Source organism: Muricoprocola aceti (assembly GCF_025567005.1).
Classification (GTDB): Bacteria; Bacillota; Clostridia; order Lachnospirales; family Lachnospiraceae; genus Marvinbryantia; species Marvinbryantia aceti.
Window position 1 is genome coordinate 1 of the sequence record NZ_JAOQKE010000015.1, and the last position, 14,713, is coordinate 14,713.

General features: G+C 40.8%; 14 protein-coding genes, 2 pseudogenes and 2 riboswitches. Of the genes and pseudogenes, 3 read left to right on the forward strand and 13 right to left on the reverse strand.

Annotated features, from left to right (window positions below):
• Nucleotides 1-353: pseudogene (locus OCV47_RS16225) on the forward strand (transposase); the annotation flags it as partial.
• Here the strand turns inward: OCV47_RS16225 and tnpA are convergent.
• From tnpA to OCV47_RS16230, 9 genes and pseudogenes are all read right to left on the reverse strand, one after another.
• Nucleotides 341-703 (reverse strand): IS66 family insertion sequence element accessory protein TnpA, encoded by a 363-nt coding sequence (gene tnpA / locus OCV47_RS11100; RefSeq protein WP_262655134.1) that lies wholly within the window; start codon nucleotides 701-703, stop codon nucleotides 341-343. The pseudogene OCV47_RS16225 and the gene tnpA overlap by 13 nt on opposite strands.
• Nucleotides 704-1,127: 424 nt before the next feature.
• Nucleotides 1,128-1,472, reverse strand: a complete 345-nt coding sequence (locus OCV47_RS11105; RefSeq protein WP_317244331.1) for a type II toxin-antitoxin system RelE/ParE family toxin — start codon at nucleotides 1,470-1,472, stop codon at nucleotides 1,128-1,130.
• A gap of 8 nt (nucleotides 1,473-1,480) precedes the next feature.
• A complete protein-coding gene (locus tag OCV47_RS11110) occupies nucleotides 1,481-1,639 on the reverse strand; it encodes a hypothetical protein (RefSeq protein WP_262655135.1) in 159 nt (52 codons plus the stop codon).
• Nucleotides 1,640-1,750: 111 nt separating this feature from the next.
• Nucleotides 1,751-2,089: pseudogene (locus OCV47_RS11115) on the reverse strand (tyrosine-type recombinase/integrase); the annotation flags it as partial.
• Between the two features lie 99 nt (nucleotides 2,090-2,188).
• A riboswitch (cobalamin riboswitch) is annotated at nucleotides 2,189-2,408 on the reverse strand.
• A 66-nt stretch (nucleotides 2,409-2,474) separates the two neighbouring features.
• Entirely contained in the window at nucleotides 2,475-3,815 is a 1,341-nt protein-coding gene (locus OCV47_RS11120; protein WP_262655136.1) for an MATE family efflux transporter, read from the reverse strand.
• A gap of 163 nt (nucleotides 3,816-3,978) precedes the next feature.
• Nucleotides 3,979-4,167: riboswitch (cobalamin riboswitch) on the reverse strand.
• An 881-nt stretch (nucleotides 4,168-5,048) separates the two neighbouring features.
• Entirely contained in the window at nucleotides 5,049-5,537 is a 489-nt protein-coding gene (locus OCV47_RS11125) for a leucine-rich repeat domain-containing protein (RefSeq protein ID WP_317244332.1), read from the reverse strand.
• A gap of 354 nt (nucleotides 5,538-5,891) precedes the next feature.
• Complete coding sequence (locus tag OCV47_RS11130) at nucleotides 5,892-7,181, reverse strand: IS110 family RNA-guided transposase (RefSeq protein ID WP_262655137.1); 1,290 nt, start codon at nucleotides 7,179-7,181, stop codon at nucleotides 5,892-5,894.
• Nucleotides 7,182-7,462: 281 nt separating this feature from the next.
• The gene (locus OCV47_RS11135; protein ID WP_331481296.1) at nucleotides 7,463-7,996 is read right to left on the reverse strand and encodes a recombinase family protein; all 534 of its coding nucleotides are present in this window, start codon (nucleotides 7,994-7,996) and stop codon (nucleotides 7,463-7,465) included.
• A complete protein-coding gene (locus OCV47_RS16230; protein ID WP_320812851.1) occupies nucleotides 7,968-8,099 on the reverse strand; it encodes a recombinase family protein in 132 nt (43 codons plus the stop codon). Before OCV47_RS16230 ends, OCV47_RS11135 begins: the two co-directional genes overlap by 29 nt.
• A gap of 187 nt (nucleotides 8,100-8,286) precedes the next feature.
• On the opposite strand from OCV47_RS16230, the gene OCV47_RS11140 reads away from it, so the two are divergent.
• Entirely contained in the window at nucleotides 8,287-8,541 is a 255-nt protein-coding gene (locus OCV47_RS11140; RefSeq protein ID WP_262655138.1) for a helix-turn-helix domain-containing protein, read from the forward strand.
• Between the two features lie 441 nt (nucleotides 8,542-8,982).
• On the opposite strand, the gene tuf is transcribed toward OCV47_RS11140, so the two are convergent.
• The 4 genes from tuf to rpsL form a co-directional block, all read right to left on the reverse strand.
• The gene (tuf, locus tag OCV47_RS11145) at nucleotides 8,983-10,170 is read right to left on the reverse strand and encodes an elongation factor Tu (RefSeq protein WP_117447976.1); all 1,188 of its coding nucleotides are present in this window, start codon (nucleotides 10,168-10,170) and stop codon (nucleotides 8,983-8,985) included.
• 124 nt (nucleotides 10,171-10,294) lie between these two features.
• Nucleotides 10,295-12,412: an elongation factor G gene (gene fusA, locus OCV47_RS11150; protein WP_262655139.1), complete on the reverse strand. Its 2,118-nt coding sequence runs from the start codon at nucleotides 12,410-12,412 to the stop codon at nucleotides 10,295-10,297.
• A gap of 15 nt (nucleotides 12,413-12,427) precedes the next feature.
• The gene (gene rpsG / locus OCV47_RS11155) at nucleotides 12,428-12,898 is read right to left on the reverse strand and encodes a 30S ribosomal protein S7 (RefSeq protein WP_249307005.1); all 471 of its coding nucleotides are present in this window, start codon (nucleotides 12,896-12,898) and stop codon (nucleotides 12,428-12,430) included.
• A 192-nt stretch (nucleotides 12,899-13,090) separates the two neighbouring features.
• Nucleotides 13,091-13,513: a 30S ribosomal protein S12 gene (rpsL, locus tag OCV47_RS11160; protein WP_117447979.1), complete on the reverse strand. Its 423-nt coding sequence runs from the start codon at nucleotides 13,511-13,513 to the stop codon at nucleotides 13,091-13,093.
• Nucleotides 13,514-13,745: 232 nt separating this feature from the next.
• Between rpsL and OCV47_RS15795 the strand changes: the two genes are divergently transcribed.
• The gene (locus tag OCV47_RS15795) at nucleotides 13,746-14,684 is read left to right on the forward strand and encodes a VanZ family protein (protein WP_317244330.1); all 939 of its coding nucleotides are present in this window, start codon (nucleotides 13,746-13,748) and stop codon (nucleotides 14,682-14,684) included.
• Nucleotides 14,685-14,713 lie beyond the last annotated feature (29 nt).

Sequence of the window (14,713 nt, forward strand, 5' to 3'; positions counted from 1 at the left end):
GTCCTACCTGCGGGAACAAATACTCTATGGAACGTGCTACCAGTATGTCCTTTAAGCTCATTCCTGTCCAGCACCGGCACTGCGTTTTTACTATTGATGAAGACCTCAGACACTTTTTTCTAGACTATCCCGATCTTCTTCACTGCCTTTTCCACTCTGTTACCAGCGTGATCTGCCGTATGTTTCACAAACTCAATAAATCCCAAAATTTTACTCCTGGATTTATTATGGTTCTTCACACCTTTGGCAGGGATTTGAAATGGAATCCCCATATTCACTGCCTTATCTCTGAAGGCGGCTACAGTGATGACGGTTTCTGGTGTAATGTTTCCCATTTTGATTATACTTTCCTACTCTGCAACTTTTCAGCAGGCATGTCCTGAAAAATATCTATGGAGATACCTGCACGGTTATGGATCCGCAGCAGCGGCTGGCCATCCATGGCTGGCAGTTTTTCAGGTGATTTCGCTGGTATATGATCAGCCATTGCTATTTCAACAAATGCCGGTGTTTCCGGTATCTGTTCGAGACAGGCTTCCCTGACTCTTCGGAGGCGGTAGTAATAATTCGCCTTTGTGATGTTGTTCTGGCTGCACCACGTTTCGACATCCATTCCTTCTGGGCGGTTACGGCAGGACTGTATTTGTTCAGCCCATTGGCGTAATCGTACCTGCTGTGCAACAATACTTGGTTGTGTAGTCATAATTCTGCTCCTAATTATAGGGAGTATAAAAAGTTGAGACTTAACTTTTTATACCAGTGTAGTATTTATGACTATTATTGCAGAAATATGTGGTATAGTAAAGGTACTCAGGTTGCACCGTTTACGAAAAACCCCGGAAACCTTGCGGTTCCGGGGCATCTTACGCTACAGTACGATACACACGAAGTGTATACTAAAATATATAATTATTATCTGTCAATCAGTGATTACTCGATGATAGAAGCAACACGGCCTGATCCTACAGTACGTCCACCTTCACGAATTTAAGAAAGTGTTTATCTGGTTCATTTTCCTTGATTTTAAGCCTTTTTTATAAACTCTATCGCTTGAAAATCATATTCAAAACGACCATTTTTAATTTTTCAGGGTCAAAACGAGGTCAGGCACTGTATATATTTTCCAGTTAAATGTTACCCTGCTCACTCAGCCATCGTTTCAATATGTACTCCCGGTTCATTCCATCCTGCAGGACCCTAAGCACCGTCAGTACTGCTTTTTCCTCATCTATCACATAGAAAAACAGATATGACTTATATGGTTTCAAATGAATATCGTAACCTCTATATTGAAATCCTACTGTATTATAACCAGCCGGTAACACTTTCAGGCTTTTTTCCGCCTCTTTCATTTTTTTAACGAAGCTATCACCTAACTCACGATACTTAAAAGTATCTAGAATGTATTTTTTCATACCCAACATGTCATCTCTGGCACTATAAGTATATTCAACACTGTATATGCGGCTTATACATCACCTTATACTCTTTCTAATTCTTTCCACATATCTTCTGCCGAGATAACTCTTCCATTTTCCATATCATCAATCGCAGAATCCAATTTAGAAAAAAGAACATTTACAGCATCATCTAATGTATATCTCTCATCTGATTTTCTTACTGTCTGTACTGCTTCCATTCGAATTACCTCCTCCGTTTTTTTATAGTATATCACGTTTTCTACAATTTCACCACAAAAAATACTGTGATACCAAAATACTTCTTTATATACAGGTACCACAGTATCTTTTCATTTTTTTGTGTTAAGCATTTCTGCGAGTTTTTTCTGTTCATTTGGATACAAATGTCCATATGTATTGAGCGTGATCTTAATGTCTTTATGTCCCAGTCTCTCTTTTATCATCAATGGTTCAACACCCTGATGGATCAAATAAGCGACATGACTGTGCCGGAGATCATGCACACGAATTCTCTTTACTCCTGCTTTTCCAATATGATTTTTCATTTTATGCTGCACTGCCTCAGCTACCACAGGAAAGATTCTCTCATCATCTGGATATTTGTACAAGCGATTAACATAATCCCTGATTTCATTTTTAAGAAATTCCGGAATATCAATCGTCCTAACAACGCGTAAAAAAGAAAAAAGTCATAGAAGCTGAACGTAAATCAGCTACTATGACCGTCTTTTTTCATAGCAAAAACGTCTAACAAATTACTCGCCTGTCAAACTCTCTCCCATGCAGCAGTTCTTCTGACTCGCACATTTCCGAAAACTCATTTCTTCGAACCAATCTGCCTTCTCAGGTTTCCCCAATGACTGGCTTTCACCGTGAATGGTTCATCTGTGCTTACGGCGGCGGTACCGTTTGTGGTTCTAACACAATTCTCTATTCTCCGGCTAAGGCTAAACGCTCAAAGCCGACACTGCAATTCTGATATTTATTTCTATTAGTTAAATAGCTAACACTTATGCTTTAGTTTGTCAATACACTAACGTGTAAAAGTGCATTTTATTTATTCCATTTATGATACAGGAACTGGAACATAACAGTAAATACCACGCCCGTTACGATCCAGGATGTAATGTAGATCCAGATAATACATTCCATGCTTTCGAAGTGAGGTAATACAAAGAAAATTGCAAGCACACGAAGCACACAAGTAAAGGTAAGTGTCAGCACAGTTGGGATCAGTGTCTGACCGGCACCGCAGATTGCTCCACTGAATGCTGCATATAAACCATAAAACACATAGAATGGCGCCATCAGACGCATATATTCGATCACCAACGGAATAACTGCCGGTGCATCAGAATCCGGTACAAAGAGATACCCAAAAGATCCTGCTGCAAAGAAAAGCCCTATGCTTACTAAAGCAACCGGAACTACCGTCAATGCAACACCTATAAAAGTACCCTTGTATGCTCTCTTATGCTGATTTGCGCCCAGATTCTGAGCCACAAAAGTAGACTGAGCAGATCCCATAGAGTCGGCAATCAGCCAGATCAGCAGATCCAGAGTTCCACATACTCCCCAGGCAGCAATGACATCCGTGCCTCTGCCATTGACCGCAGAAGCTACAATAGAATTGGCTATCGGGAAAAGAATCGACTTGATACCTAAAGGAATACCAAGCGTTACCATACTTCCTGCGTGGGCAAAAGAGAATTCCGGATAGAGGAAGATTTTCTGCTTTTCTTCTTTGGAAATCCTCTCGATCACATACAACGCAATGATCGCACTGATAACCTGTGACATAATGGTAGCATATGCCGCTCCGGCAACACTCCAGCCAAATACACCAACAAAGAGATAATCGGCTGCCACATTAAACAGACCACACACAATCAGGATGTATAAAGGGGTTGCAGAATCTCCATAGGCACGCAGAATACCTGCTGCATTGTTATACATAACGGTAGCAAAAATGCCTGCAAAATAAACTCGTACATAAGATAAAGTCAGTGCAAAAATATCTCCCGGTACTTTCATAAGTGTCAACATCCACGGTGCCAGAGATACACCGATCACAGAGAATACAATACCCATCACAATGGACATCGTCAGTGCAGTACGAACAGACTTGCCAAGTTCATCCTTATTTTTAGAACCATAATATCTGGAAATGATAACGGTCATACCGCCGGAAAGACCTCCCATAAAATTAAGCGGGAATTTAAATAAAGTAGCGACCGAATTAATCGCCGCAAGTCCAGTCTTTCCCACAAATCTTCCAACAATAATCGAATCTACCGTCGTATACATCTGCTGAATGATGCTGCCGGCTATGATCGGCAACACAAACATGGTCAGTACAAACCATACTTTTCCTTCTGTCAGATCCTTCTTCATCGTTGTTTTTTTCCATTTCTTTTTCCGAACATTCTGTATCTCAACAACAATAATTAATAAAAAGGTCTATCCCGCAAGGAACAGACCTTTTGTATCAAAAATAAGCATAGTAATCAGAATTACCATACCGATTTGCACAAGGTTCCTGTGACCCGCAGGAAGTATCTCAATAACCAATCAGGCCTGTCTTCTGACTTACAGATTTGCGATCTTTTTCTCCTTCCCAAAGACGAATCTCATCTTCAGTGGATCTACGAAAAAATCTCCCTGCTTACAGCGGCGGCACCGTGCGGGACTTACACCCGGCTTCCAGACTCTCCTGTCGGAGAGCACCTGATGGCTGCATCGTTATTTTTATTGCTTATAATAGCACATTACTGTCCAACTGTCAACGCAACTTCTTCCGATCTTTTTCAATAATTCAACAATTAAATGGGAATTCTATTTTACAATAAACAATTTTAGTATCAAAAAAATTTGCAATCTTATAACGAAAAAAGAGCTTCCCGATTTCTCGAGAAGCCCTGTAAAATCAATGAATATTTAATTATTCGATGATAGAAGCAACACGGCCTGAACCTACAGTACGTCCACCTTCACGGACTTTGAGATTGTTATATCTGATGATAAACGGCTGCTTTCTGTGGCTTTATTGTTTTTAATTTATTATTTTATGTAGGATATTGGTAATTCTGAGAAATTTTGTAGCCAAAATGTAGCCAGTTTTATAAAGCAACCATTTTCTTAAAAAATGAAACAAGGTCTTGCAGCCCTATGAATCCATTGATATAATCATTGCATGGGTGCTACCAAAAAACGGTAGGCGGTTAGTCCTTCAACGGAGGGTTGCAGAGTGCCAGTGGCACTCGTTTTGCAACGACCGAAGTGAAACGAAGAACTGTGACCCTCCGATTACATAGAAATCCCCAGAGCTTTCTGGTGGAAATCTCTCGAAAGGAGGGCTAAGCCATATGAGTATTGTTGACCTCATTGCAGTCATAAGCTTCGGCTTAACCTGCTTTGGAATAGGATATACCTTTGGTAAGGATATTAACAAGACACAAAAATAGCCGCCCCGGTCTGCTAAACTAGGCGGCAATTTTTGCCAAACTATTTATCGGACTAACCGTCTATCGGTAGCACTCTTTCTATAATCATACTAACACGATAAATCAAATATGTCAAAATCTTTTTTCTCATTACAAGCAGCTGGTATTGCCAGCCACCTGCTTTTTATTTCTTATAAATTGCCTTTCCACTCATTCCTTTTGATTTTAAAAGCTTCTTATACGCATTCAACTTTTTCGCCGGAACTCTGACCGTCGGTTTTAAATATGTTCCTGTAAAAGCTTTTGTACCAATGGTCTTGCTGGACAATGCGCTTGTCTTAAAGGTAATGGTTCTAAGTTTTTTACAATTATAGAATGCCTGCTTTCCAATACTTTTGACTGTGCCAGCAATTGTAATACCGTTCAAGCTTACACAGTTAGCAAATGCTCTGCCTCCAATCTTCACAATACTATTTCCACCGCTTACTTTACTCAATTTTTTGCATCCATAGAATGCATTTGCTCCTATTACGGTTACGTTCTTTCCAATGGCAACAGTTTTAAGTACTGTATTATTCTTAAACGCATTTGTAGAAATTCCCGTAACTTTATTTCTCTGTATCTGGTACGAAAATAGTGAATTTTGGGTGCACGAAGTAAAACGTCTTCTTATTTCATTTTACATGGCCTTGTGTGTACCCATCCATCTACGGCAGCGAACCTCCCATGTCTACCAGGATCATCAGTCTATGCCGAGTCCTAACTTCTCTCGTCCCGCCTGTCCATAACCAGGGTGTCAGCTCAGCTCCTTTACAGGGTCATGCCCTCTGGAATATATTCCTGCCGACTACTGGCTCATTCTTTGTTTGTTGTATTACTGACTTCTTTCCTGTAACAGCACCTTCTGGTGGACGCTTTCCTGTTACATTCCATTTACTTCTTAATTCCAGCTATCATGGCTGGTCTCAGCCTTCCAGTTCCCTCTCTGAAGGGCTCAGACCGGCCATGATACACTGTTTCTTTCTCTTTATGCTGCTGGCTGTATTTCTGGTCTTACGATGTCATTCAGCATCTTCTGACCATCATAATCCACACCTTTGGTTAGTATCGTATAAAATATCCGGATCAGCTTACATGCCACCGCTATCACTGACTGCATCTTTTTCAGTGGATTTTTCTCCCTTGTCCGGTAATAACTATGGATTTCTTTAAACTCTTTGTTTTTTCCGATCACGGATATCGCAGATTCATATAATGCATATCTCGAACGCTTTCTTCCTCTGTGACTGATCCGGCTTTCTCCGTTATGTTTCCCAGAGCTGTCCGCAACAATCGCATAACCGGCAAGCTTCTGCACTTGTTTCGGATTATCAAAACGTCCAATGTCTCCTACTTCTGCAATAAAGCAGCTCACTGTCTTTATCCCTATCCCATTGATCTCCATCAGCTTATCTATATAGGGAATCTCAGAAAGCGTTTTCTCTATTTCTTCCATAAGTTCATCCATCCGTTTCTTATATCCTTCGTAATCTTCCAACAGGTTTCGGATCTCTTTTCTGACACTTCTTGGTGCTTCCGTATTTCCGATGCTGTGCTCCGCTGCTGTTACCAGGGTCGTTGCCCTCTTAATCCCAGCGCCTTTCAGCCTTGCATCTCTCCATATCTTGTTTACACCTTCCACTCCAAGTTCCCTGATATCACAGGGCAGCGATGCCTGTTTGATTACCATCAGTCCGCTTACTGCATCCGGATTCCTGTAAACGTCTTTGATCTCCGGAAAATAAATGCTGAACCAGCGGGCCATCCTGTTTTTGATCCTTGTGATCTCTTCCTGTGTCTGAATTCGAAGGTTAGACAGATTTCTGATTTCTGCATAGATCCCGGTTGGAATATATGGATATGAGAATCTTCCTTCATTTACCAGACCTGCAATTGTTTTTGGATCTTTACGGTCATTTTTACTTGGATTATTGTCATCCAGCTCTTTGGATTTCTTGACATGATGCGGATTCACATGTACCGGCTTCATTCCCTGTTCCTGCAGGTACGCTCCAAGGTTCAGCCAATAGTGACCTGTTGGCTCCATTCCTGGAATAATAACTTCCATTCCATGTTTCTCTACTATATCGTCCATCCATTCTTTGAATGCTGCAAATCCAGCTTCATCGTTACTGAAAGCAAACGGCTTCTTTGAGTACTCATAATTGCGCCAGCTAAAAGCCCTTGCATAATGGGTTTCACTTCCCACATCAATACCAATGATTAAAGTTTTTTCCGTAATAGATGCAATTTTTGCGTTCTGTGTGTTATAATTCATTTCAAGTACCTCACTGTTTAATAAGATTTTTTACTAACCGTGCAAAGTCAGTAATCTTATTTTACTCTGAGGTATTTTTTTCTCAACCTTCTTTCTCGGAATTCCTTATATTTGAATTATACAAGAAGCTCCTTTATTTTCATAATAAGAACAGCTCATATTCATTTTCCCCCTATTTTTCATAAAGTAGACATTAAGAAACATATATGATACAATCAAATACAAAAGATAAATCACAAAAAAAGCATGAAAAACAGTATTTTTACTGCTATTTCATGCTGCTACTCAGATGTACCAAAATGTCTACTATTCGACACGTTTTCCTCAACTTCTTTTCTATATCTCCTATAAAATGTCGTGTGACTGATTCCAAGTATATCTGCCGCCTGCCTTGTCGATACTTCTCCATTTTTACACTTTTGACATATCTCTTTAAATTGATCAGGCATTTTCTTTTCTGGTCTGCCAAATCTCTTTCCGTTACGTTTTGCTGCTGCAATTCCTTCTGCCTGCCGTTGGTTAATAAATTCCCGTTCTGTTTGTGCTACATATGCAAATATCTGCAATACCAGATCTGCGATCAATGTTCCTGTTAAGTTTCCTGCTTTCTGTCGAGTATCCAATAATTCCATATCCAACACCAATATATCGGCTTTTATCTCTTTTGTAATATACTGCCATTGGACCAGAATATCGTTATAGTTACGCCCCAGTCGATCAATACTTTTGACAATCAGTAAATCTCCGGGTTTTAATTTTTTCATCATTTTCTGATATGCCGGTCTATCAAAATCTTTTTCCCGACTGATAATCACAATATATATTTTTCTTTTTAACTTTGTAAGGTTCCAGAGCCAACAGCTGCCTGTCTACACTTTGTTCCTTAGTGGATACTCTAATATATGCATACTTCTCCATTTTCTGTCCTCCTGCATTTTTTATAATACAGTAGACATTTGTACATCCAAATTACCTACAAGTAGGTAATAATTCAATATTATTCTTTAATTTGCTTAAAGTCAACTATGCAAAGGTAATTTTATAATTTCCCTCTGTTATGATGATTTCAACTTTACAAAGGTAACTACTCATAACAGGTGACCATATGAATTATTCCGATATTTATGCATTACGCATTCGACAATTATGCAAGAACCGTAAAATCACTATAAATAAACTTGCAACATTAGCTGGACTGAAGCAATCTACGATCGATAACATTATAAGAGGAAAGAGTAAAAATCCTAAAGTAAGAACACTCCATAGAATTGCTAATGTATTTGGCATGACCTTAAGTGAATTTCTCGATTTTTCAGAACTCAATGACTATTCCATTGATGATGAAGACGAGAATGAATAATGACAGGACGAACCCTCACTGATCTTCTTCCAGAAGCCGGCGGGCTTCTGACCAACTTTTGGCCAAGTTCTATATACTGGATGAAGAAGGCCGCAAACAGCTTTTTGACTATCTGGACTATCAGGCCATACGGCATACGGATAAAGAACATGAACGTAATCTGAAAAAAATTTAGAATATACGAATTGCCAATGACGAAATGTAGCCATCATGTAGCCACTTTATTTCAGTAAAGTGATTACATGGTGGCTTTTTTGTCCTAAATATCTTAGTTTGAATATGGACATTTTTGTATTTAAGATTGGTTCGACAGTGTCGCACCTATTTCTTTCATACAACAGAAAAACCCCGGAAACCTTGCGGTTCCGGGGCATCTTACGCTACAGTACGATGTACACGAAGTACATACTAAATTATATATGATGATCTGTCAATCAGTGATTACTCGATGATAGAAGCAACACGTCCTGATCCTACAGTACGTCCACCTTCACGGATAGCGAAAGTAAGACCCTGTTCCATAGCGATTGGGTGGATCAGTTCGATTGTCATTTCTACGTTATCACCAGGCATGCACATCTCTGTTCCTTCTGGAAGAGTGATCAGACCTGTTACGTCAGTTGTTCTGAAGTAGAACTGTGGACGATAGTTGTTGAAGAATGGAGTATGACGTCCACCTTCATCTTTTGTCAGAACGTAAACCTGAGCTGTGAACTTTGTATGGCATGTAACTGTACCTGGTTTAGCAAGTACCTGTCCACGCTGGATATCTGTTCTCTGAACACCACGAAGAAGAGCACCGATGTTATCACCAGCCTGAGCTTCATCAAGGAGTTTACGGAACATTTCTACACCAGTTACAACTACTTTACGAGTTTCTTCTTTGATACCAACGATTTCAACTTCGTCAGATACATGAAGAACACCACGTTCTACTCTACCAGTTGCAACAGTACCACGACCTGTGATAGAGAAAACGTCCTCTACAGGCATCAGGAATGGCTGATCTGTAGCACGCTGTGGATCTGGGATGTATTCATCGATTGTGTTCATCAGTTCCATGATCTTGTCTCCCCATGGTCCCATTGGATCCTGCAGAGCCATCAGAGCGGAACCTTTGATGATTGGGCAATCTGTGAATTCGTATTCTTCCAGCTGTTCTGTGATTTCCATTTCAACGAGTTCAAGAAGTTCTTCATCGTCTACCATATCACATTTGTTCATGAATACTACGATGTAAGGTACACCTACCTGACGGGACAGAAGGATATGTTCCTTTGTCTGAGCCATAACACCATCAGTAGCAGCTACAACCAGGATAGCACCATCCATCTGAGCAGCACCTGTAATCATGTTCTTAACGTAGTCAGCATGACCTGGGCAGTCAACGTGTGCGTAATGTCTCTTTTCTGTTTCGTATTCTACGTGAGCTGTAGAAATTGTGATACCACGTTCTCTTTCTTCTGGAGCTTTATCAATGTTTTCGAAATCTGTAGCTGTGTTACCAGCAACTCTTTCAGACAGAACTTTTGTGATAGCTGCTGTTAAAGTTGTTTTACCATGGTCAACGTGTCCGATGGTACCGATATTACAATGTGGTTTGGTTCTCTCAAATTTAGCCTTTGCCATTGTGATTTTCCTCCTTAAAACTATGCGCTTTATGCGATTATGATTGTTATAAAATATAACAGGCTATCTAAGATTATATTTCAAATCTTAGATATTTTCAAGCCCATTTTTATTTAATTCTTTCTTATTTAGCCTTTGCACTCAGTACTTTTTCCTGTACGGACTTTGGAACTGGCTCATATTTCTCGAAGAACATTGAGTAGTTACCACGTCCCTGTGTTTTAGAACGAAGGTCTGTAGAATAACCGAACATTTCAGCAAGAGGTACATATCCACGAACGATCTTTCCGCCGCCGATATCATCCATACCTTCGATACGTCCACGACGAGAGTTGATATCACCGATAACATCTCCCATGTATTCTTCCGGCATAGTTACTTCAACCTTCATGATCGGCTCAAGTAAGATTGCTCCGCCCTTCTTCATAGCGTCCTTGAATGCCATAGAACCGGCAATGTGGAATGCCATTTCAGATGAGTCGACTTCATGGTAAGATCCGTCGTATACGTTAGCGTGTACACCCAGTACAGGGAATCCGCCAAGGATACCAGACTGTGCAGCTTCTTCGATACCTTCTCCTACAGCTGGGATGTATTCCTTAGGAATCGCACCACCAACTACAGTAGACTCAAACTTGAAGGTTTCTTCGCCGTTTGGATCCATAGGTGTGAAGATAACTTTACAGTGACCATACTGTCCACGTCCACCGGACTGTTTTGCATACTTGCTGTCAACATTAACTTCTTTTGTAAAGGTCTCTTTGTAAGCAACCTGAGGTGCACCTACATTCGCCTCTACCTTAAATTCACGAAGCAGACGGTCAACGATGATTTCCAGGTGAAGTTCACCCATACCAGCGATGATGGTCTGACCTGTTTCCTGATCAGTATGAGCACGGAATGTAGGATCTTCTTCTGCAAGTTTTGCAAGAGCTTCACCCATTTTGCCCTGACCAGCTTTGGTCTTAGGCTCGATAGCCAGCTCGATAACTGGTTCTGGGAATTCCATAGATTCCAGAATTACCGGATGCTGTTCATCACAGATGGTATCACCTGTCGTTGTGTTCTTGAAACCAACTGCTGCCGCAATATCTCCTGAATATACTTTATCCAGTTCCTGTCTCTTATTAGCGTGCATCTGAAGGATACGTCCTACACGTTCCTTTTTGCCCTTTGTTGCGTTCAGTACATAAGAACCGGAATTCATAGTACCTGAGTAAACACGGAAGAATGCCAGTTTACCAACAAATGGGTCAGCCATAATCTTGAATGCCAGAGCGGAGAATGGTTCTTCATCAGAAGAATGTCTTTCCACTTCGTTTCCTTCCATATCCACACCCTTGATAGATGGGATGTCGATAGGTGATGGCATAAAGTCGATAATAGCATCCAGAAGTTTCTGAACACCTTTGTTACGGTAAGCTGTACCACAGCAAACCGGAACTGCTGTACATTCGCATGTACCTTTTCTCAGAGCCTTCTTCAGGGCTTCAACAGATGGTTCTTCACCTTCCAGATATTCCATCATCAGATCATCATCCAGTTCGCAGATTTTTTCAACCAGCTCTGTATGATACAGTTCTGCATCTTCCTGCATATCTTCTGGAATGTCTACGATAGAGATATCTTCACCCTTTTCGTCATTGTAAATATATGCCTTCATCTCGAACAGGTCGATGATTCCCTTGAATTCATCTTCCTTACCGATTGGCAGCTGAAGAACAATAGCGTTCTTACCAAGTCTTGTTCTGATCTGATCTACTGCACCATAGAAGTTAGCGCCAAGGATATCCATCTTGTTGATGAATGCCATACGTGGTACATTATAGGTATCAGCCTGACGCCATACATTTTCTGACTGAGGCTCAACACCACCCTTTGCACAGAAGACGCCGACAGCGCCATCCAGTACACGAAGGGAACGTTCTACTTCTACTGTAAAGTCAACGTGTCCTGGAGTATCAATGATGTTGATACGATGTTCCAGAGCACCTGGCTGAGGCTTACAGTTTTCCTGATGTGTCCAGTGACAAGTTGTAGCTGCTGAAGTAATTGTGATACCTCTTTCCTGTTCCTGCTCCATCCAGTCCATGGTTGCAGTACCTTCATGAGTATCACCGATTTTATAGTTAACACCAGTGTAATACAGGATACGCTCTGTCAGTGTGGTCTTACCAGCATCGATATGAGCCATAATACCAATATTTCTGGTTCTCTCCAACGGATATTCTCTTCCAGCCAAGGTAAATTCCTCCTATTAGAATCTGTAGTGAGCGAAAGCTTTGTTTGCTTCTGCCATCTTGTGCATGTCTTCTTTTCTCTTTACAGCTGCACCTGTATTGTTGGCTGCATCCATAATCTCATTCGCAAGTCTTTCTTCCATAGTCTTCTCGCCTCTCTTGCGGGAGAACATGGTTAACCAGCGAAGAGCTAATGCCTGACGTCTGTCAGCTCTTACTTCGATAGGTACCTGGTAGGTAGCTCCACCGATACGTCTTGCCTTTACTTCAAGTACAGGCATAATATTGTTCATAGCTTCTTCAAATACTTCGATAGCTGGCTTTTCAGTCTTCTCAGCCACTCTATCAAATGCTCCGTATACGATCTTCTGAGCTACACCTTTTTTACCATCTAACATGATGTTGTTGATGAGCTTTGTAACCACTTTGTTATTGTATAACGGATCTGCTAATACGTCTCTTTTCTGAGTATGTCCTTTACGTGGCACGTTACTTCCCTCCTTAATATATTCATTAATTCATCGGTACTCACATGTGTCGTTCTAATGTGTTCGTGCTCGAAAGCTTCTATTTAAACCTGCAACCACCTGGTAATAGAACCCCGGCACTAATACTAGTTCTGTTTGTGATACGAATTATTTTACTAATTTATATTACTAACTAAAATCGATATCTAAGAATTATTTCTTAGCGTCTTTTGGTCTCTTTGCTCCGTATTTGGAACGAGCCTGTCTTCTCTTAGCAACACCTGCTGTATCCAGTGTACCACGGATGATGTGGTATCTTGTACCTGGTAAGTCTTTTACTCTACCACCACGGATAAGAACTACGCTATGCTCCTGCAGATTGTGTCCTTCACCTGGAATGTAGCTTGTTACTTCGATGTTGTTTGACAGACGAACTCTGGCGATCTTTCTAAGAGCTGAGTTAGGCTTCTTAGGTGTAGCTGTCTTAACAGCTGTACAAACTCCTCTTTTCTGTGGAGCAGATGTATCAGTGCTTTTCTTCTTCAGGGAGTTAAAGCCTTTCTGAAGAGCTGGAGCAGTAGATTTTTTGGTTGTTGTCTGTCTGCCTTTTCTTACTAACTGATTAAATGTTGGCATTCTTTTTACCTCCTGTGTTATTCCCCCATTGGGGTGTGGTTGCCGGCTATTCATTCTTGAATAATTCCGTATGTGCGCACTTCTACCTTGATTGTTTTGTCACGCACGGTTAAATTATAGTAAGTTCGTTTCTGTCTGTCAAGAACTTTCTTATTATTTTCTAAAAACAATAGACTTATTTTTCTTCCCATGGTATCATAAGGGACAAATTTAAAAATAAAGGAGTGTTTTTATGATCCGAACTTTATTAAAACCCCTTTCTTTCATTCCTGCCATTTTACTGATGGTGATGATCTATCAGTTCTCTGCTCAGCCTGCTGATGTCTCTTCGCAGTTGAGTTATAAAGTCAGTTATAAGATTGTCGAGACTGCGGACAATATTTTTGAAACAAACCTGGATTATTGGCAGATGGATAACTGGGCTGTGAGAATCAATGGTGTTACCCGTAAATTGGCTCATATGACAGAATATTTTGCTCTTGCTGTTGCCGTATCCTTTCCATTATATGTATATGGAGTGCATGGTATCTGGCTGATGCTTCTGGCCGGCATCATCTGTGTGGGATTTGCTGCCGGGGATGAGTACCATCAATCTTTTATAGCCGGGCGTGGTCCTTCCGTAAGAGATGTAGGAATCGACAGCTTTGGTGTTTTCTGGGGAATCATTCTGGTACGAATCATTGGATGGACCGGAAGAAAGACTATTTTCCGTCCCCGTAAGAAAAAAGTAAAGGTTAAGAAAGTTAAGCAGTATAACAAAAACTATCAATATAACAACTTTGAAGATGAGGATGATCTTCCTCCTTATCAGCCGGGCGGTGCATATCCACCTTATCAGGGACAGCCTCCGTATTCAGAATGGCCTCCTTATCAGCAGCAACCGTATCCGGGACAACCTCCGTATCCGGAGCAGCAGCCGTATCCGAATCAACCGCCTTACCAGCAGCAGCCGTATCCGAATCAGGTTCCTTATGAACCGATGCCTGATACCGATGAAATTCATGATCATGACGAGTTTGATTCCGATGTACATTCAGACCACCATAAGGAACCTTTCTTTATGAAGAGTGCCTACGATGGAGAGCCAAAGGCTTATGATCCCAAAGATCCTTTTCAGGATTGGATGGATGATTATTTTCCAGTAGATGATGAACATCCTGCTTCTAAATAGTTGTTTTAAAAAAATGAGCCATTCACATA